This is a genomic window from Pedobacter antarcticus (assembly GCF_900112985.1).
GTDB lineage: Bacteria > Bacteroidota > Bacteroidia > Sphingobacteriales > Sphingobacteriaceae > Pedobacter > Pedobacter antarcticus.
The window spans coordinates 160672-181222 of the sequence record NZ_FONS01000003.1 but is presented as its reverse complement, the minus strand read 5'-3'; the positions used below and the strand labels follow the sequence as shown (position 1 = coordinate 181222).

The following is a 20551-nucleotide window of genomic DNA, read 5'->3' as shown; positions in this document are numbered from 1 at the left end:
TTAAAAGTTTATTCCATTATTCTTAAGGAAAGAGCCCAGATTTGCGGGATTCTCCGTCATCAGTAAAGTATGTAATCCGGCAGCTTTAGCTCCAACAAGGTGCTGCGGACTGTCGTCTATAAATAGCGTCTCAGCGGGTTCTAGATTGTTCTCCTGTAATACTTGCTGGAATATTTCCACATGAGGCTTACGCAGCTTCATTTCATGAGAATAATAGGCCTTTTCAAAGAGGTGACTATTGTCCGGTACCTGAAACTCATCCTGCAGATATTGCATAATATAATCAAAATGAATCTGATTCGTATTACTTAACAGAAATGTCCGGTATTTTTCTTTCACCTGAAGCAGCACATCCTGTGTTTGGGGCTTAACTCCTATGAGTAAACTATTCCAGGCGGCATCAATTTCCTGATCCGAAAGCCCATTTTTTTGTGCTGCAGAGCGAATTCCATCACGAAATTCCGCAGTTGTAATGGCGCCGGTCTCTAAAAGATCAAATAAATTATTATGCCCTTTATGTCCGAAAAAGGTGTCAACGTCCGGTATACCTAATTGTGCCAGAGCATTTTGAGCTATCCTGAAGTCTATCTCAAAGATTACATTCCCATAATCGAAAATGATATTTTTAATTTTTTGCATTAAACTATTTTTAAAATCCGTTACAAATATGTAACATTGCACTCGCAAAATCTAATAGATTTTCGGGGCCTATAGCTCAGTTGGTTAGAGTAGAAGACTCATAATCTTTTGGTCGCTGGTTCGAGCCCAGCTGGGCCCACAAACCCTCTTTACAATCCGTAAAGAGGGTTTTGTTTTTTTGTCGGAATATTTATAGGCCTTGATAGTAGTGCAAAGGCTGTTTTATGATTCGAGCCCATTGATAGCTATATAATCATCTTGCATAAATAATGCTGAGTCTTATGAGCGGTCTGTTTTGATAACCTGCATATATTCAACAAAAGACCAAACCATCGAAAATTTGCAGGCAGCCTTAGACAAAGTGTCATTTACTTCGCCAGCGTTAATTATTCATCACTCTATCCTGATTCAGCCAGTTCTATAATTGATCCCACTGGCAATTGCATTATGCATGAAGTTTATGGGAGACCCGGCATAATTGTGGGAGATATTGATCCTAGTCAAGCGAATGGCATATTAGCCAAAAAGTTTAAAAACTCCTTATATATTTAATATTTATTCAGCGCTAACTTTCATTTTCACTTAGTTTCTGAAACGATTAAAAAATGGTCTTTTCTTAGACAATAGGGTATAGGATTTTCATGATTTTATTTTGGCCAAATTCATTTAAATCGTTAAATGAGATCTATACTATTCTTTTAGCCTAAATCAGCAATTAAACATAAATCAGATAGGAAATGGTTCGAGAAGCACACAGTTGGGTCCATTAGATCTGGTACTAAATTTCTTTTTTACAATCCCATGTGCAAAATTGGATATGCTTTGCCCTGCCCAGCTAATTCTGACCTTTTTAATTACACATGGTACAGAATAGTGTAAATTAGCTTTCCTTTCTAAAATGGAACAAAGGCAAACAATTGGTCGAATAGATTATAAATGCTTTAAGAAAATGAAGTTCCGCCTTTTGGCAGGTGTTGTGAACTCATGAACCAGTTATCTCCTGAGATTAGAAAATCAATCGTGGAAGTCTGCAACGGGATTTTCAAAACTCTGGAAGAATTAATGCCATTTAGACTGGAAAACATAAACCGGACAAAGGCAATAAAAATTAAACACAGCATCTAAGAATGAATACAACATATCAAGCAATTAATATCGAAGATTGGAAACGGAAAGAGCATTTTAATGCTTATCGTAATGCGGTAAAATGCGGATTTAGCCTGACTTTTAAGCTTGATATTTCACGTGTAATTCCGTTTATAAAGGAACAGGGGTATAAATTTTATCCAGTGATGATTTATCTGCTTTCAAAAGCAGCAAATAAACATCCTGAATTTAAAATGGCAATGAAAGAGGGTGAATTAATAGTCTGGGATCGGGTAGATCCGGTCTACACTGTCCTGCATCCGGAAACGGAAACTTTTTCGGCACTTTCGTGCCGATACACCGAAGAGCTGACGAAATTTGTAAAAGCGTACGATCAAACGGCAGAGCAGCACCACAACGACTATCGTTTTTTTTCAGAAAAAGCGCCAGAGAATCATTTTAACATTTCGGCAATTCCGTGGATCAATTTTGACAGTTTTAACCTGAACATTGCCGATTTCACCGATTATTTTGCGCCTTCTTTTACAATGGGGAAATACCAAAAAGATGGAAACAATATCTTGATGCCCATGGCAATACAGGTTCACCATGCAGTATGTGACGGGTTTCACGTGGCCAAATTCATTGAAACCTTGCAGGAATATTGTTTAAATATTGAAAATTTTAAATAAACCTAGAACATAAATAGTGCAGATACGTAAATTAACACAACAAGATATCCCTGATTTATTAAACGTTATTAACGGTGCTTTTGCCGATTATATCGTACCATATCAGCTGAATACAGAACAGTTGCAATTTAAAATGGCATCGGAAAACATTTTGTTAGAATGGTCCGTTGGTGTTTTTGAAGCAGAAAAACCGGTTGCCTTTATCATGCACGGGGTACGGATAGCGGAGGGCAAAACTGTGGTGTACAATGCCGGAACAGGAGTGCTTCCTGAATATCGGGGACAAGGTTTGGTGGGCAAAATGTACGACTATATACAGCCGTTTTTTGAGGAGAATAAAGTGAATCAGCTTGTCCTGGAAGTACTTGAATGTAATCAATCTGCCATTCGTGCGTATCAGAAGAACGGTTTTGCCATTCGTCGAAAACTATTATGCTTTGGTGGTGAATTAAAGCCAACATCTCACTCAAATACAGCAACGATTAAGCCTTTACAAGATTTTATATGGGAGGATTTTCGTTCCTTTTGGGATATCTCACCAAGCTGGCAAAGTGCCATTCCAAGCATGGATATTACAAAACCCAATGCTTTCGGTGCCTTTATTGATGCAGAACTGGTCGGATATGTCCTTTTTAACCCGGCCAATAAACGCATCTACCAAATTGCCGTAGCTCCTAAACATAGAAGAAAAAGCATTGGCACGCAGCTACTGACAGCAGTACAGCTGCAAATGTCAGGCGAAGAAGTAAAGCTCAACAATATGGACGAAGAAGCAGAAAACTTGAAATTATTTTTAGAAAAGCAAGGTTTAAGCAACCACATCAATCAATTTGAAATGCTAAAGAGTTTATGATGATACGGGTCGTGACATTGATGATTTTGATATAACAGTAGATACTGGACACCTTATATCAAAATCATTTTCTTGTTATTCCTCCAAGAGTTAAATAAATCTGCCAATGGCAACTGCCATTCTATGAATTGATCTGGCTCTGCTGGTTTCGCTGACGGAACCTCAGCATTTATAGCAAAGACGGCTTTAATTGCAGCATTAGATCCGTTTTTTATCGTGTTTGAAGCCTGTAGTTCTGGAATTACCATATAGAGATTTAAAGGCATATATTCGTTCAATATAATAACCTATGTGGTCTCAGATAAAAATAGAAACCAAAAGATTAAACCTGATATCTGTATCTGATAAATATAAGGATGAGATTCTTATTGAGTTTACACCTCAGATTACTAGGTATATGCCTTATACACCTAATGGTAATGAGGGGGAAGTTCAAGATTTTTTGGACAAAGCTAAACTAGGCTTAATTAATGGTACCGATTTTGTTTTCGCTGCTATTCAAAAAGATAGTGATGTTTTTTTAGGATGTTGTGGGATTCACAATATCACAGAGGATTCTATAGAGCTAGGGCTTTGGTTGAAATCAGATGTGCATGGTCGGGGACTGGGGACTGAAATTATCGATGGGTTAATCAATTTTATAGAAGAAAAATTGAAATTCAACTATTTGATTTATCCTGTTGATAAGGATAATGCACCAAGTAGGAGAATTCCTGAAAAGCTGGGTTTTTCTATATTTGGAGAGTATAAAAAAGCGAAAGATGAAAACACATTTCTCAATATTATTGAATACCGGAAATATTGTAATATTTAATGTCTCTACGCTTTAAATTCCATCATCTTTTTATTAAATCCACTTCTTTTCCACAAAGTCGTTAAATGGTGTGTACGAACTCCGTGTCCTCTAATAACTTAATCGTGTTTTTTATAAAGTTCATCAGGTTATGATGTAATTTGTGAGAGGTCAAGCCCAAGTTTAGTGAATTCTGTTTGTCCTTTTTCGGTAATGAAAAAATGTTTATCTGTTGGATCAGTTTTTTGTAGCCAGTCCTCATCAATAAACATTTTCAGCAACATTTCACCCAGTTTACCACCAATATGGTCATAACACGGTTTCGCGGATTTGATAGTTATATTTTTTGTCATCGTCACACTGTTTTATAATTTCAATGCAAATTTATTTAAATGAGAAAAAGGATAATATGTCCTTTGTCACATAAAAAAATGATTCAGATAAGAATACTCATCATCAGTCCTATATCAGTCTGTTTTCCATTTTCATAGTTTAATGTGTATTTCCTTACCAAAGTCATTTAGTACCCTGTATTTTTGAAGTAAGTAAGGAATGAAAAAATCTAACATTGTTGTTTTTTTCTATTCCATTTCCATATATTAACATACAGCCTTCCCCTATATTAGTGCATGGGTGAGAATACGTAAATGGGAGAAAGAAAAGGAATAAAATGGGGATAAATGCAATTTGCAATGTATGATTAGCAAAGTAGTGGCTAATGATCTGGAAATAATCGAAAATGTATATGAACGCTGATCATATGGCTATGCACATAATTAAATATATTCCGGATTTTCAAGAGCATTGCATTGAAATCTTTAAAAGTAATTCGCCAAAGTTTTTTGATCCTGAAGAATTAAAGCTATTTGACTATTATTTGGTTAACGATGTCGAAAAACATTATTATGTTGTATTTGATGATCAAGAGCTATTAGCCTGCGGAGGAATATTTCTTGATCTTAAATCTGATCAGGCTGGCCTGGCCTGGGGCATGGTACATTCTAACCACCATAGAAAAGGAATAGGAAAGTATTTTACTGAATATAGATTGAATTTGTTAAAAAAGATATATCCTGGGAAAACCTATTGTATAGAAACATCGCAACATACTGCTAGATTCTATGAAAAGTTAGGATTTGTCACGGAACATATTATCACTGACGGCTTTGGAAAGGGCATTGACAAGTACTCCATGAAATTGGCAAATTAAGGCCGTAAATATTAAACGGAAGGATCTCAAAAGAGTTGACAACTTATAGTATCACTATCTTAGCAATAATAGAGGCTATCATGGATGAGGTTGTAAAACACAAAAATATTAGAAGGCCTGATCGGCTGGTTGATTTTATTTTTACTTAACCGTTTACTAAAATGAAACATCTGGAAGACTCAAAATTGTACGCTGAAAAGAAAGCGAAAAATTACTTAAACAAATTGACTGAGTTAGGAAGCTTGGAGTGTAACGGCAGCGAGTAATTAAGTTATGAATGTAATTAATCAAGAATTTGAAACGCTTTATTATAAGGCGGCGACAAATAAGCTGGATTTGAAATATCTAGAAGAAATACAGGCGTTTTGTGATATGTATGAAGCGCATGCAGATATAGAAACTTTTAAGATTAGAGCTAAAAGTTTGATGAGCCTTATTTATGTCGTGAACGGTCTACCTGAGAAGTCTTTTGAGATTGATTTGGAATTGTTATCACAATTTTCAGATGAAATGCTCCTTACATATTACCCTAGAATCTCTCATGCGGTAGTTACTAGTACCGATATCGGGAGAACAGATGAAGTCAGGCCCTTTGCCTTAAGGTATTTACTGAACAAAAATGCTGACCATTGGGATAGTCTATTAAGCATCTTAGCATGGTATATTAAACACTATTCCGATTCTCGCGAAGTTTCCGATAAGTTTAATGATGTCTTTTCTAGTATTGCATTGATGATGGGCTATTTGCCTGATCCGTCAGCTTCACTCGCAGATAAGGTAAGTTCTTTATCTGAAGAGCGCGATAGAAATCATAAGAATATGAAGCAATTTAACAGCGCTTATTTTAAAGCCGCAAATGAAGATAAGGGACAGGTTTTATCTAGTTATTTAGAAACAAATCCGTTGCCAGTCTTTAGAGAAATGGCATTAAGAAACTTTAAAAATAATCCTGAAAACTAAAACTCAGATAGGAACTGCAGCTAGCTTTTGCAATGATGAATAATTAATAGCAATCTCAAATTATTATAATCAGAAATGAGTTTCAGGAGGAAAGAATTGCTGCAATATTGATTAAAGCAGTAACGGAATGATTGGATTATATTAAATTTGTAATATAAAATAGTATCAGCGTATTAAACTAACACAGTCAATTATGGAAAATTTAAAAAAATCATACATAGCCGGTGGATGTTTCTGGGGAATGGAAGACCTTTTTCGAGTACGTCCCGGTGTAAAAGACACTGAAGTTGGTTATTTAGGGGGATCAAATGAAAATCCTACTTATAGGAACCATCCCGGTCATGCCGAAGGTCTCGAGATCACATACGATGCTAATGAAACGTCGTACAAGGAACTATTAGATTATTTTTTCAGAGTTCATGACCCCAGCACTGTAGACAGGCAAGGGAACGACAGGGGTTCCAGTTATCGGTCTGCATTATTTATTCAAGATGAACAAGAAAGAAATGAAGCGCAGCAGGTTATCGACATAGTTGATCAATCGGGACGTTGGCCAGGCAAAGTGGTAACTACGCTAGAGCCTTTTACTAAATTTTGGCCCGCTGAAGATGAACATCAAGATTACCTTGTAAAACAGCCAAATGGGTATACTTGTCATTTTGAGAGGTTTGGAACCTTCTTGTAAAAAATCGTTATAATCGCAGAATTTTTATATTATGAAAAGATATCCTTTACTACTGCTATTATTCGCGACATTATCGGGATATGCTCAGAATACGATCAACAACTACGAATATGTATTGGTGCCGGAGCAGTACAGCTTTTCTAAAGAGGTTGATCAGTATGGTCTAAATAACCTGACTAAGGACTTGCTGGGAGACAAGGGGTTTATGGCTTATTTTGATGATAAAAATTTACCGGCTGAGATAGCTAATGATAGATGTAAGGCAATGATCGCCGATATTATCGAGAAAAAAGGAATGTTTACGACAACACTTACACTGATCTTAAAAGACTGCCAGGGTAATGTGGTTTTTAAGGGTATGGAGGGAAAAAGCAGGGAAAAGGATTTTAAAACTTCTTACAATGATGCTTTAAAAAAAGCCTTTATTTCGTTAAATGATGTTCCTTATACTTTCATAGGTGAAGTTAGCAAGGTTGCGAGCGTAAAAGTACCCGATGCTGTTGTAGTTTTAAAAGATCGGGCTGCAGAAGCAGATGATAGTACCGGACCCTCAGAAACATTATATGCTCAGATAACAGAAAATGGTTTTCAGTTGATAGATACCACACCAAAAAAAGTGCTGACTCTCTTTAAAACTTCTATACCGGATTGTTTTATTGCCGACAATGGACATAACAAAGGCGTCGTGCTAAAAAAAGACGGGAAATGGTATTTTGAATATTACGAGAATGACAAACTAATTTCAACAGGACTACAGATTAAATTTTGATTCTTAAATTAAATAATATTATTGAAGGGCATCTGAAAAGATGCCTTTTTTATTTATCCGGTAATCCTGGTTTTTTTTAATTTATGGAGGTATTTCCTGTGTAATTTCTTTGTTTACAGCTCGGTAGTGTAAATGAATGTTACGAAGTGTAAATCAAAGCGACAATTTGTTAATGAGGGTTAAAGTGCCGTTTTAACAGGATTTACATCGATACATTTGGGTAAAGACGACTTAGCTAATGGTAGCTGAGTGGACCAAACTACAAACCCAATGAAACATTTTTTATTCTGCATAATTATAGCAGCAACCATGTCCTGTTATGCCCAAACTACCGATAAGGTGCTGGCAAGAGTGACTTACAGTTTCAGTCACCTTCGGGATACGACTAAAAGAGATCAGGTACATATTGAAGAAATGCTACTTATGATCGGTAGAAATTCATCACTCTATACGAGCGCATTTAACGTTGCTCAGGCAGGCGAAATAAAACGGATGAAGTCTAAGTCGACCGCCCGGCAAGGCACCTTTATGTCTGTTAGTTCAACTGTACGGTCTACCGTATCTGCAACTGCTGGCGGTAGTTTCGAAAGTATTGCTATGCCTACCTTAACTGATTATTATTTCTTTTCAAAAACGCATAAATTCTATACAAAAGAGCAATTGGGTAGGTCATATCTTGTAGAAGAAGACGCGCCGGAGATTAATTGGAAAACTTCCAATGACACAATTAGCTTTTCTGGTATAGTTTGCCGGAAAGCAACAGCGTACTTTAAGGGGAGAAATTGGACTGCCTGGTATGCAGAGGAAATACCTTTTCAAAGCGGTCCCTGGAAGCTTAATGGACTTCCAGGATTAATTCTAGAAGCCTATGATGACAGTAGAGAGGTGCAATTCAAATTTGCCGGAATAGATAAAATTAACTCAGAAACTGCCGGAATGCAGCTGGAAATTCAGAATTGTATTAACGATATGAATTCTTATCAGGGAGGTGAGATCAGACTTCCAGAAAACATCATAAGAACGGACGTGTCAGGAATAAATAAACTTAAAAAAGCAATGGAGAGAGATCCAGAAGGTTTTTTTAAGTCTCAAATGGATGCCGCACCTCTCATTTCTGGCAGAATAGCTATGTCAACGGTATCTCTGAACAGCGGTTTCACTATTGGAACTCAGGAAAACAATCCAATTGAGAGACCTGAGAATAAATGAATAAGCAATGTTTGTTAACTGTATTATTACTACTGGGACCCCTTTTATCTGTTTTTGGGCAGAAGCAGATAAAAGGAAAAATTATCGATATTAAAGGTGAGCCCATTGCTGCGGTAACAGTCACTTTAAAATTGAAAGATGATAGCATTTTAAGTTTTGGTTTTTCAACAGAAAAGGGACTATTCAGTTTAACAATGCCTGAGCTCGACGACAATGTATTTCTAACTGCAAGTGCAATCGGCTATGAGAAAAAGACCATTACAATAGCTAAAGGCCCGGATAAAGATTATGAGTTCGTTTTGCTAGAGCGTGAAATTAACCTCGAAACAGTAGAAATTAAAAACAGGCCTGTATTAGTAATTAATGGAGATACCCTCAACTATATAACGGCAGATTTTAGCAGTGCACAAGACCGAACAATTGCAGATGTGCTAAAGAAGTTACCAGGTATGCAGATCGAGGACGACGGTAAGATAAAATTTAATGGAAAAGGCATTTCTAATTTATATATAGATGGCGATAATATGTTAAACGACAGATATAATGTCGGGACAAAAATTCCGCATGGAGCTGTGGCTAAAGTTCAGGTGATAGAAAAGGATCAACCCGTTAAACTGCTCCGTAAAAATAACATAAGCCGGGATGTGGCCATTAATTTAGTCATTAAGGACGAAGCAAAGCTGGATATTATAAAAGAGGCTGGCTTAGGTATTGGTACTCCAAAAAAGGTTGATGGAAACTTTACGGCTATGTCGTTTGGCGAAAAACTGAAATTCATTTATAATCTTACTGGAAATAATATAGGAGCGGACCCCGGTATTGAGATTACCGCGCATAATAGGAATAACCATGGAAATGAGAATAATAAACACTCAAATTTTCTCTCAACAGGGACCGGGGGTAATCCTCCGCTGCCGCAAAGCAGGTACTTATTCAATAAATCGGAATTGATAAACCTGAACAATTTTTATAAGATCAATAAGGATCTTGATGCTAAAGTCAATTTCTCTTACCTATATCATCAGGAACACCAGAATGTACGTACTTCATCAGATACTTATTTGAATAACGGGCAGACTGTCAGCTATGGAGAAGTTCAGCAAAGCAAAGTTATTCAGCAGAAATTATATGCAGATCTAAACATTACAGGTAATACTGATAATTATTTCTTAAGTAATAGTATGATTCTGAGTTATGAACCTAAAAAAATAAATTCAGGTATAAATATTAATAATGTTTACGCAGATCAGGTACTTAGACAGAAGATGTTGGATATTTCAAATGAACTGAACTATAGAAAAAAGCTTAAATCGTCAAACACGCTCAACTTTTACTCTTATCTGAATAGTACTATGCAGCCAGAATCTCTTAAAATAAGACCTGGGGTAAATGACTCGATTTTAAATAGTGGACTGCCCTATGCCGGATTAAATCAACAGTTGAGAATACCGACACTTTTTACTGATAATCATTTATCCTATGGTGTAGTTAGGGGAAGGTTCACCCAGTATTATAAAACGGGATTCAACGTTCAAAATCAACAGTTTACTTCAGATTTATACAGTATTCAGAATGACGGAGCAGACGAGCCGGTGAAAAACATGAACAATGACTTACACTGGCTTAAATTGAAAATATATACTGAAGCTAGTTACGAATATAGCGGGCAGAAGTTAAAAGCGGCGCTTAATCTACCTGTTGGATATAATAGTATTCGTTTTAATGACTCGGATAAAGGGTTGGATAGATCTTTAAACAGGGTATTTGTAAATCCTTCACTAAACCTGGACTATAAGCTTGGATTGGAAAATTATGTCTCTGCTGATTATAGTTTTAACAATAAATTCGGCGGAATAGATGACGTTTACAAGGGCGGTATCTTAAAAAACTACAGGTCAATTTTTGCTAATGACGCACCTGTGTCCGAACAAAAAAAACATCACGCGGGTGCAGCATTTAAATTTAAAAAACCTTTACAAATGTTCATGTTTGGCATTTCTGCCAGCTATGAGCACACGATATTTAATACCATTTCTTCCTATATTTTAGCTGATAATCTGCAAAAGAAAATAGTATTGCCGGTAAAGAACCAAAGTAATGCATGGTCTTTTGAGTTAAACGGAAGCAAGTATTTGTTCGATATCAGAAGTACGGTAAACGGGTCGGTAAATTACAGTCTAAATAATTTTAAACAGATGCAAAATGGTGTATTTGAACCTTTTAATACTTCAGCTATATCTTATAGCTTAGGTATTGAATCCAGGTTAATGAGTTTTATAAATTGGTCTTACAAGGGAAACTATTCCGCCATCAATAATGTTGGTGGAAATAATGCCCAGATAAGAATAAACCCTAAACAGTTCAATCAAAAATCGACCTTAACGGCTACTGCATTTAAAAGCTTATTTATCTCTTTATCTGGCGAACACCGGTTTACCCGGCAAGCTGGTCAGTTAGATTTAAGCTATCTATTTACAGATTTTAATTTACGGTACGTTTTTGTGAAATTTAAGACAAATCTGGAATTTAGTGTCACTAATCTGGCTAATATTAAAAAGTTTGAAACCATTGATTTTTCTCCGAATGCGTTGACCTTATCCAGCTATCGTATTCCAGGAAGGGTCATGATGATCAAGTCGACATTTAACTTCTAACATTTTAATGATTTTCTTGCCAGTATAGCCCATACGTAAACGATATTGAGTTACTTATAATTTGTATAATTCCGGGCTAAAGTGGTAATTTCACCCTGGAAGTTAATTATGAACTTATTTAAAATTTACGATGGAGATTATTGCCGCCCGATTAGAAGATATTAGTCAGATTATGTTCATTATTGACCAGGCGAAAAGTATCATGCGAGAGAATGGTAATCAAACGCAATGGATCAATGGCTACCCGTCAAGGGAAATTATAGAAGCAGATATTCTTAATCAACACGCTTTTGTGTGTGTAGAAGATGCAGAAATTGCAGGTTACTTTTGTTTTATAATGGGAAGTGATCCCGATCCAAACTATAAAGTAATTGAAGGAGGCGACTGGCTCAATAATGCGCCATATGGTGTTATACATAGGTTGGCCTCATCAGGCACGGTAAAAGGGATTGCAAGAAAAGCATTCGAATTTGCTTTTAGCCGCATCAATAATGTCAGAGTTGATACCAATCACGATAATATTCCAATGCAAAATTTCCTGAAGAACAGTGGCTTTGCTTACTGCGGAATTATATATGTAAGCGATGGAACTCCCAGAGATGCTTTTCAGAAAGTAATAGCCGACGATTAGGTTTGTAGTTAGTTATTTGACCTATATATATGACTAAATATAACGAGGGGCGGAATACTAAAATGCAGTATATAACAGGGTTGGGTAAACAGATGTATCTGTATGATATTTACCAGCTGAATAAAACTGCGAAAATGGCTGGTTTATTATTTTCAGTAACCTTGCTGTTCCTTTTCCTTTTTAAACCTTTTGTTGTTAATGAAGCGGAACTTAAATATTCATATCTGTTTACCTGTTTAGTGCATGCTGTATCCCCGGCTCTTATATTTATAGGTTATTTTAAGATAGTTGGGTATGTTAAAAATGAAGAATTACTAGACAATGGACAGATAACTTTCCATCTGTTTTTTTCTCTGGCCAGTATTTTCTTGATTATCGGAGTGGTGAGCTTCTTGTTAAGAGATTTGATTTATAATAATCCAGATAACTGGTCTTTGCGGTATTTATGGGAAGAAATTAGAAATACCTATCTGGCCGGTGGTCTGTTCAGTTCGTATTTCCTTTTTGCAAATTATTATTTCAGGTCGCAGGAAAACCGGAAGCAAGAGTATAATCTTCAGGGGATCGAAGAAAATGATATACAGGTGCAGCCCGATGTAGTTTTTATCAAAGCGCATGTTAGAATGGATGATTTCAACTTCAACCCTTCGGCGTTTTTGTTCGCTCGTGCTGAAGGAAATTATATTGAAATAACTACGCGAAATAGTGACGGGTTAAAAAAGGAGCTCAAAAGGATTTCGTTAAAACAGTTTGAGTTACAAATTTCTGGTATTGGTAATCTGATCAGATGTCATCGGACTTACCTGATCAATATCGGGCAGGTAAATCATGTGGCGGGTAATTCACAAGGATATCTGCTATCTTTTCAGGGAACGGAAGAAACAGTTCCGGTTTCCAGAAACAATCTGGGGATTTTTGATCGATTATATAAAGAACTAGGAATGGACTGATTTTTAGATGGTTGCTATTCATCACAAACTTTAGTTACTGGTAACAAGTTTCGATCGCAATGATGAGCTTTGATTAAGTTTGACATATGAATTCTCCAATTAATCGCACCTCAAATACACTACGCTATCCTTGGCTGGATTATTTACGAGGCTTTCTAACCTTATTGGTTGTCGCACACCACTCTTCCCTGGCCTACACTACTTTTGCTACTTTTAACAAAGAAATGTACGTCAGTTCAACTAATCCTGTTGTCGATATTACACGTTGGCTGGGAATGGATTATTTTGAGGATTTCAATGACATTTTCTTTATGGCTCTTATGTTTCTAATAGGAGGGATCTTTTTAATGAGCAGTATTCAAAAAAAAGGGCAATCATCGTTTATTTCTGATAGATTTTATAGGTTGTTTATTCCATTTCTATTTGGCTCGACAGTGCCTATGCTCATTGCTTACCTTCCATCTTATTATCTCGCATATGGAAATTTTAACTTGCGCAGCTATATTATCGATTTTTTTACTGTCGAATCCTGGCCGGCAGGCCCAATGTGGTTTATCTGGCTTCTGTTTTTATTTAACCTGGTATTTGCAATTTTATTTCCGTTGGTCAAATCACTTATGAAAAGGATTGGGCGCAGCATTGGTAATCATGCACACAGACCATTAAAAATTATCCTGGGTTTCTATCTGGTCGCGTGGTTAAGCTATGTTCCAATGGTAATGTTGTCCGGGGCCGGAACCTGGACCGGAGTTGGACCTTTCGATTTTCAGGTATCCAGGGTTCTTCTGTATTTCAGTTTTTTCATCATCGGGATTATTCTTGGTACTTCCGGGATTGATCAGGGGATCTTTGGGGAGAATAGCTTCTTCGTTAAGAAATGGTTTTTATGGGTAGCCGGATGCATTTTAACTTATTTATTGCTGAAATCTATTGAAGCACCATTAACCCTTATATATAAACAGCAAAAGTTAAGTGAGGTACAAGCTTTCTTAATTTACCGGTCAATATGGATATTGTCTTGCGTATTTAGCAGTTTAGCATTTCTGGTGCTGTTCCGAAAAGTATTTAATTCTATAAGCCCCTGGTGGCAAAAGCTCTCTGATAATGCCTACGGTATTTACCTGATCCATTATATTTTTGTCGTCTGGTGCCAATTTGTTCTAACCTATATAGATCTGCCTGTAATACTTAAGTTTACTATTACATTTGTTATTTCGGTAGGGGCAAGCTGGGCTGTAAGCTTTTTTTTAGGAAAAATAGAAGGATGGCGCAGATGTACTAATAAGGAGATCACCATGCCTTATTTTAAAGTGAAATCTAAGTAAACAGAATTACGCCCGTATGTCTCGTAAAACGGTTTAAAAACTACATCACCAATCGTAAATGTTAACTGCTGCGGATCGCCTTTAATTGACTTGCTTATATCTTTAGCATCCAAGGTTACTTTACGCCATTCTTTTCTAGCTTCGGGCTCTTGTGCTGCCAGCAGTATGGGTCCGTAAAACAAACTAGCTATATTCTGCTGGTCCATAACTGGATCCAGATGAAATTCGAACGGCATTTTTAACTCTATAATATCGCCATCTTTCCATTTACGGTTTATTTTCACGTAGCTGCCCGGTTCAGCGTGAAGCTTTTGTTCTTTACCGTTGATCTTCACGAAGAATCCTTTGGTAGCCCAGCCCGGCACACGCATATTAATATCGAATTTTCCATTACCCTTGATAGTCAATCGGGTATGGTCTTCCTTTGGGAAATTTGTTGTTTGTTCTATGGTAATATTACGTTGTGTCCAATTTAGTGTTGAGGGTATATATAGATTCACGTAAAGTGCCTGGTCATCTTTACTCTTAAAGTAAATTGAATTTTGCAACTTGGTGCTACTCTCTATTGCTGTACCGTTGCAACACGTAAAGCCTGTCATATCTGGATTGCTAAATTGTTTGATAGAACTAGGGCCGAGCGGGACATGATAAGTGTTTGCGGGGCTATCTTTTGCTACAGAAGCCAGAATATGATTGTACAATCCACGCTCGTAATAGTCCATTAACTCTGCCCGCTGGTCGAAGAGAAACAAGCTACTTGTTAATTTTAGCATATTGTAGGTCGCGCATGTTTCATTTTGCCCTCCTGCAGAGAATCCATTTTCATATAATGTTGCAGGTTGACTAATAAAACATTCTGCGTTTGCCGGATTCCTTGCACCTGCAACCCCTCCAATACTGTACATATAATCATTAACGGTCTTATACCAGAAATTATCGGCCACTTTATAATATTCCGGCTTGTGGGAGACACGGTACATCTCGATACTTCCCACAATTTGAGGTATGTGTTGATTAGCATGCAGCCCACGGAAGGTATCTACATTTCTGGCCAGTCCATGCGAATGTGCTGTGTCGCCAAAGAACACTTTTATATTATCAAATAATTGGGCTGTTTTCATATACTTCTGATCACCGGTAATCCGGTACAGGCGGGCCATTGACTCATTCATGCCTCCAAATTCGCCTGCAATGTATGTATTCCACATTTTTATAAGGGTCGCCGTCGGCAATTTACTCAAGCGGGCATATACCCAATCACTCATGCCGGCGGCAGTTTCAAGGGCTTTTTTATTGCCACTTACTTCATATACATCTAACAGGCCGGCCAGAATTTTATGCAAGGTATAATAGGGTGCCCAAACCTGGTTATTTTTGCCCCCGTAAAGAGCACCATTTTCTAACATGATAAACTGATCTGGAGGATAAGCGCTAATGAACCCTTCTCCCCAGTTCCAATAATCGGAACGAATACCAGCTTGACTAAGGTCAGAATCATAACCAGATTTTCCCGGCCCATGAGGTACTGCGGAGGGGTCGGACACAAAACTACCACCTGCTTTTTTCATCTTTCCAGATAAATTTGATAATTCATATAAGGTATTCACCATATATTCCATTTTTTTGGAAAAATTATCCTGAAGTTTTTTGTCGTATCCTGTGCCGGCATACGCTTGTGCTATTGCGGTAAGATAGTGCCCGGTAGCATGTCCTCGTAACTTGGTATCCTCACTGTCCCACACGCCCAAAGGTTTTGATCCCTCAGGTTGTTTCTGACCAAAAGCATGGCGGAACATATATAAGAAGGAATTTGGGTCGGTTTTAGCTAGTGTTGTAATAAATTTATCACGATTTTCGATGAACTTGGTTTCATGGCCATGATCATCGCTTGCTAAAGATACCTGGTTGAGGTTAAATTCCTCCAGCGTTGAATTTGGCGTATTTGATTTGCCGGATCCTTTTACTGTGATATATGCCTTTGGCTGGAAATCCGTTCCTGCGATACGTCCGGTAACGGCATAGCGTCCGGGCTTAAGGACTGCACTATTATCGATAGGAGAAGGCCAAAGAACGCGTACTTTTGGTCCTTTCATTTCATTCTTGTAGGTTCCCGTTAGATAACTAGGTAATCGCGGCAAATTTCCCACTTCTGTTTCCACCTCCACATCGGAAACATGAATCAAATAAGTATTATAAAGTTGTGGTGTAGTTTTAGAAAAATGCGGAAGATCTTCTTCAGACTTGCCTACATTTACCGAACTTTCATTTATACCCTTCTGGGAGTTATTATAAATCCCCGTAATCTGTTTTCTGCTCAGGGGAACACGATAAATACGAAAATCATGTATCAGGGCATTTAGATTAGGGTCTCCAGGTACTAGTGATTTTCCGATATAAAGCAGTTTTTTTTCTCCTGACTGCTGGCCAAACACTTCTTTTAGATCCGGGAGAATATCCTTTGCTTCACCTGCAGGCTTGCCATCGACATAGGTAGTAATAGATTTTGAAGGAACATCTATTACTACGGCAAGATGAATCCATTTATTCCTGGTAATAGTGGGGGAGACAGCCCCTTTTTTATTGTTTTTCTCTGTTGTTAACAATACCTGATAACCTTCTTGAGCAGTTGTCCCAACTGGTGCTGCAAAAAAATGATTGTTGGCATCCTTTCCAAAGTCGAAAAAACGCTGACCAGGTTGTTCTGAACGTAAATTTATCCATCCAGATATACTGATAGATTCAGTATCCGCCAATGCTTCTCCGGGAATGGTAATAAAAGCGTTGTTAGCGCCAGAGAGCAGCAATACTTTTCCGAACCGAGCATCATTAATAAAAACCGCTTCGTTACCCTGATATTTGGCATGCAAATTATTCCGGGACCAGTCTTTGACATTTCCATCAAACAAATAACGCGCAATCATCCCCGTTTCACCAATCCCATCTAATATCTGGTCTCCATTTTGCGCTTGGGCGGTATTTATAGGAATTAAAGCAGTGAAAAGTAGGATTGCGGTTAGGAATTTTTTGTGCATTTTCATATTAAATCATTTTAATCGGCAAACTTTATATCTCTTAATTACCAAATCTTATTATCCACCCCCGTACATTGACTTCGTGTCTCCTTTGATTGATAATTTTTTATAAAACTATGCGGAATCCCTGGGTTTGTTTAATTCTATTTTACCTAATAACCACATGATATTAACAGGTGTCCGATTAAAGATTAGTGATATGTATTAGTTAGTGGCCTTAAATAAACCAATGCTTGCCGGATTTTGTCCGCTTTGGTTTTTAGGACCTCTGCATATCGCAAAATTTATAGTTTTGATTAAATGAAAATAAAGATGCACAACAAATTGCGATTTATATCTGGCTTATCTCTACTGGCCTTATTTACTTTAGGGACACCTCGACAAGCAATAGCTCAAAAATACTGGGAAAAACTTTCGGCCCGTCCAGCCACCTTAGGGTTAGCGCAAGGTACGCTTGGTTTTGATGCCGGCGATCTGCAGTTGAGGCTGGTTAAATCTTCGCAAACCGCTGCTGCGCTGTCTTCTAAAGCGGTCAAAGATTTTGATTTTACACCTTCCGAACGTTTAAAGGTTCGGCATAGTGACGGGCTCTATCATTTGGGTGATATTAACCTGATGTTAAGGACTCCAGGGAAGAATTGGCACAAGTACTCTTCAGCAACCAAACGTGCCGCTGTCAAAGTTTTAAAAAGCGGGGGCAAAGTGTTGGCTGCCTCGGATTTGGCACCAACTCTCGCTGCAGATATCCCTTTGCGCGTAAGACGTTATTGGGAAATGAAGGACGGACAACTAGTTTTGCGCTTTGAACTTAAAAATATCAGTAATAAGAATGTGGAGATTGGAGGGTTAGGAATTCCGCTGATCTTTAATAATATTTTAGAAGGTAAATCGCTGGATGAAGCACATGCACAGAACGTTTTTTATGATCCATATATTGGTATGGATGCTGGTTACCTGCAAGTAACCCGGTTGAGCGGCCTGGCACCATCTTTATTGGTTCTTCCAGACGGTGACACCCCCTTCGAAGCTTATAATCCGCTACTTGACGATCCAACACCACGCAGTATTGTGTTTGAAGGCTTTTATGAGTGGATGGTGTACAGTAAAGCTTATGCCGAACAGGAATGGCAGGGGGTAGAACAATGGAATACGCCACGTTCTATCGTGTTAAAACCAGGAGAGCTACGTCAGGTAGGTTTAAAATTAGTTGTCGCTGGTCAAGTGAAAAACCTAGAAAACAAATTGCAGCAGCAGCACCGCCCGGTAGCAGTTTCGGTTCCGGGTTATGTATTACCACAGGATGTGAATGCGAAGCTATTCCTCAATTATCCTAAAGCAGTAAAATCGATTGCGGTCTATCCGCAGGAAGCTTTAACATTGAAAGCTGCTGAAAACACCAAAAACAATTGGAAAACCTACCTTGTTAACGGCAAAAAATGGGGCAGGGCAAGGGTAACTGTTACCTATGAAGACGGTTTAGTGCAGACTATGCATTATAAAGTTATTAAACCGGAAAGCCAGGTTATTGCTGATTATGGCAACTTTTTAACAACCAAGCAGTGGTTCGACCAGCCTGACCCTATCTTTAAAAGAAGTCCCTCGGTAATCACTTATGATGATGATAAAAAGGAGCAGGTGGTGCAGGATAACCGTGCCTGGATTGCAGGATTGAGTGATGAGGGAGGCGCCGGAAGCTGGCTTGGTGCCATGATGAAGCAATTGGTATCGCCTAAAGCTGCTGAAATAGCATTATTAAAACGGTTTGCCGACAGCACAATGTTCGGGCATATCCAATATGCCAATGGACCGGAAAAATATGGGGTGAAAAAGAGCTTATTTTATTATGCGCCCGATTCTTTACCCAAAGGTACTTACGATCAGCATATAAATTTCAAAACATGGTCTGCATGGCCGACTAAAGAAGCTAATTCTGTTGGTCGTTCTTATAACTATCCCCATGTAGCCGCTGCGCATTGGGTGATGTACCGCCTGGCCAGAAATTATAAAGGGCTGGTCGATTTCGATAGTTGGAAGACCTATTTAACGCATGCTGCAGAGACTTCTCTAGCCATGACCCGGCTTGCGCCACATTATGCACAATATGGACAAATGGAAGGCACGGTTTTTTTACTAATTTTAAAAGACCTGCAGGCCGAAGGAATGACAGAACTAGCCACTAATCTGGAAACAGAGATGAAAAAGCGTGCATTGCATTGGCGTTCCCTTTCTTATCCTTTTGGGAGTGAAATGCCATGGGATTCTACTGGTCAGGAAGAAGTATATATGTGGTCTTCATATTTTGGTTTCCAGGATAAAGCAGAGGTGACGCTGAACGCTATCCTGGCCTATGTACCCCTGATCCCTCACTGGGCCTATAACGGAAATGCGAGGCGCTACTGGGATTTCCTTTATGGCGGTAAATTGCAACGGATAGAAAGAATGATTCATCATTATGGCTCGGCATTGAATTCTATTCCGGTTCTAACCGATTACCGAAATCACCCAAATGACTTTTATTTATTACGCGCAGGATATGCAGGGTTAATGGGTTCAATCGCTAATATCACCGAGGAAGGTTTTGCACCCGCCGCGTTTCATGCTTTTCCCTCGACTTTACGCAATGATGGTATTTCTGGCGATTATGGATCTGGTTTCTTCGGTTATGCAGTTAACACAGGTACTTATATAATTGAGCATAAAGAATTTGGTTGGTTAAGTTTTGGTGGAAACCTGGAGAAAGATAAAAACGTGATCAGGGTTAAACCTGTTACTGCAGCTAAAAACGCAGTATTTATTGCCCCTGCAGGCCTATGGATCAACCTTGAGGCAGGCAGCATCACTGAAATATCCTATGACCTTTTATCGGGCGACGTCCATATCAAATTAGCACCTGGTAATGCATTCACTGTTTCTGCGTCGCTGAGATATGAACAAACGCCCGGCGAGATCGAAAAAGGTGCCTATGAAATAAGTAAAATAGAAAAAACACCGCAAGGAAGTTACCATATTCCATTACAACAGGAAGCGGCAACTGAAGTAGTTTTTCAAAGAAATAAACTGTAG

17 protein-coding genes and 1 tRNA gene are annotated in these 20551 nt (G+C 38.1%); 14 read left to right on the top strand and 4 right to left on the bottom strand.

Going from position 1 to position 20551, the window contains the following annotated elements:
• Nucleotides 1-639 (bottom strand): HAD family hydrolase, encoded by a 639-nt coding sequence (locus BM192_RS08255; protein WP_170844846.1) that lies wholly within the window; start codon nucleotides 637-639, stop codon nucleotides 1-3.
• A gap of 65 nt (nucleotides 640-704) precedes the next feature.
• On the opposite strand from BM192_RS08255, the gene BM192_RS08250 reads away from it, so the two are divergent.
• The 3 genes from BM192_RS08250 to BM192_RS08240 all read left to right on the top strand — a co-directional run bounded on the left by BM192_RS08250 (nucleotide 705) and on the right by BM192_RS08240 (nucleotide 3270).
• Nucleotides 705-778: transfer RNA gene (locus BM192_RS08250), tRNA-Ile, on the top strand.
• A gap of 988 nt (nucleotides 779-1766) precedes the next feature.
• Entirely contained in the window at nucleotides 1767-2417 is a 651-nt protein-coding gene (gene catA / locus BM192_RS08245; RefSeq protein WP_037443724.1) for a type A chloramphenicol O-acetyltransferase, read from the top strand.
• Between the two features lie 16 nt (nucleotides 2418-2433).
• The gene (locus BM192_RS08240) at nucleotides 2434-3270 is read left to right on the top strand and encodes a GNAT family N-acetyltransferase (protein ID WP_037443722.1); all 837 of its coding nucleotides are present in this window, start codon (nucleotides 2434-2436) and stop codon (nucleotides 3268-3270) included.
• Nucleotides 3271-3323: 53 nt separating this feature from the next.
• Here BM192_RS08240 and BM192_RS08235 read toward each other — a convergent pair whose 3' ends face one another.
• Nucleotides 3324-3518, bottom strand: coding sequence for a hypothetical protein (locus BM192_RS08235; RefSeq protein ID WP_139218418.1), 195 nt, complete (start codon nucleotides 3516-3518; stop codon nucleotides 3324-3326).
• 41 nt (nucleotides 3519-3559) lie between these two features.
• On the opposite strand from BM192_RS08235, the gene BM192_RS08230 reads away from it, so the two are divergent.
• The gene (locus BM192_RS08230) at nucleotides 3560-4084 is read left to right on the top strand and encodes a GNAT family N-acetyltransferase (RefSeq protein WP_037443718.1); all 525 of its coding nucleotides are present in this window, start codon (nucleotides 3560-3562) and stop codon (nucleotides 4082-4084) included.
• 128 nt (nucleotides 4085-4212) lie between these two features.
• Here BM192_RS08230 and BM192_RS08225 read toward each other — a convergent pair whose 3' ends face one another.
• A complete protein-coding gene (locus BM192_RS08225; protein WP_037443716.1) occupies nucleotides 4213-4416 on the bottom strand; it encodes a hypothetical protein in 204 nt (67 codons plus the stop codon).
• Nucleotides 4417-4808: 392 nt separating this feature from the next.
• Here BM192_RS08225 and BM192_RS08220 point away from each other — a divergent pair, with 392 nt between their 5' ends.
• The 9 genes from BM192_RS08220 (at nucleotide 4809) to BM192_RS08180 (ending at nucleotide 14456) form a co-directional block, all read left to right on the top strand.
• Nucleotides 4809-5273, top strand: a complete 465-nt coding sequence (locus tag BM192_RS08220; RefSeq protein WP_157282924.1) for a GNAT family N-acetyltransferase — start codon at nucleotides 4809-4811, stop codon at nucleotides 5271-5273.
• A 273-nt stretch (nucleotides 5274-5546) separates the two neighbouring features.
• Entirely contained in the window at nucleotides 5547-6233 is a 687-nt protein-coding gene (locus BM192_RS08215; RefSeq protein ID WP_037443714.1) for a hypothetical protein, read from the top strand.
• Nucleotides 6234-6426: 193 nt separating this feature from the next.
• Nucleotides 6427-6918 (top strand): peptide-methionine (S)-S-oxide reductase MsrA, encoded by a 492-nt coding sequence (gene msrA, locus BM192_RS08210; RefSeq protein WP_037443712.1) that lies wholly within the window; start codon nucleotides 6427-6429, stop codon nucleotides 6916-6918.
• A gap of 31 nt (nucleotides 6919-6949) precedes the next feature.
• Nucleotides 6950-7687, top strand: coding sequence for a hypothetical protein (locus BM192_RS08205; protein ID WP_037443709.1), 738 nt, complete (start codon nucleotides 6950-6952; stop codon nucleotides 7685-7687).
• A 270-nt stretch (nucleotides 7688-7957) separates the two neighbouring features.
• Complete coding sequence (locus tag BM192_RS08200; RefSeq protein ID WP_074963950.1) at nucleotides 7958-8896, top strand: GLPGLI family protein; 939 nt, start codon at nucleotides 7958-7960, stop codon at nucleotides 8894-8896.
• Complete coding sequence (locus BM192_RS08195; protein WP_037443707.1) at nucleotides 8893-11550, top strand: peptidase associated/transthyretin-like domain-containing protein; 2658 nt, start codon at nucleotides 8893-8895, stop codon at nucleotides 11548-11550. The genes BM192_RS08200 and BM192_RS08195 overlap by 4 nt, the downstream gene beginning before the upstream one ends.
• Before the next feature lie 130 nt (nucleotides 11551-11680).
• Complete coding sequence (locus BM192_RS08190; RefSeq protein ID WP_037443705.1) at nucleotides 11681-12181, top strand: GNAT family N-acetyltransferase; 501 nt, start codon at nucleotides 11681-11683, stop codon at nucleotides 12179-12181.
• 29 nt (nucleotides 12182-12210) lie between these two features.
• Nucleotides 12211-13131 (top strand): LytTR family DNA-binding domain-containing protein, encoded by a 921-nt coding sequence (locus tag BM192_RS08185; protein ID WP_037443701.1) that lies wholly within the window; start codon nucleotides 12211-12213, stop codon nucleotides 13129-13131.
• Nucleotides 13132-13217: 86 nt separating this feature from the next.
• Nucleotides 13218-14456, top strand: coding sequence for an acyltransferase family protein (locus tag BM192_RS08180; RefSeq protein WP_074963948.1), 1239 nt, complete (start codon nucleotides 13218-13220; stop codon nucleotides 14454-14456).
• On the opposite strand, the gene BM192_RS08175 is transcribed toward BM192_RS08180, so the two are convergent.
• Entirely contained in the window at nucleotides 14432-17494 is a 3063-nt protein-coding gene (locus BM192_RS08175; protein WP_037443698.1) for a beta-L-arabinofuranosidase domain-containing protein, read from the bottom strand. The two genes, BM192_RS08180 and BM192_RS08175, sit on opposite strands and share 25 nt — an antisense overlap.
• A 306-nt stretch (nucleotides 17495-17800) precedes the next feature.
• On the opposite strand from BM192_RS08175, the gene BM192_RS08170 reads away from it, so the two are divergent.
• Nucleotides 17801-20551: a DUF5695 domain-containing protein gene (locus tag BM192_RS08170; RefSeq protein WP_234797530.1), complete on the top strand. Its 2751-nt coding sequence runs from the start codon at nucleotides 17801-17803 to the stop codon at nucleotides 20549-20551.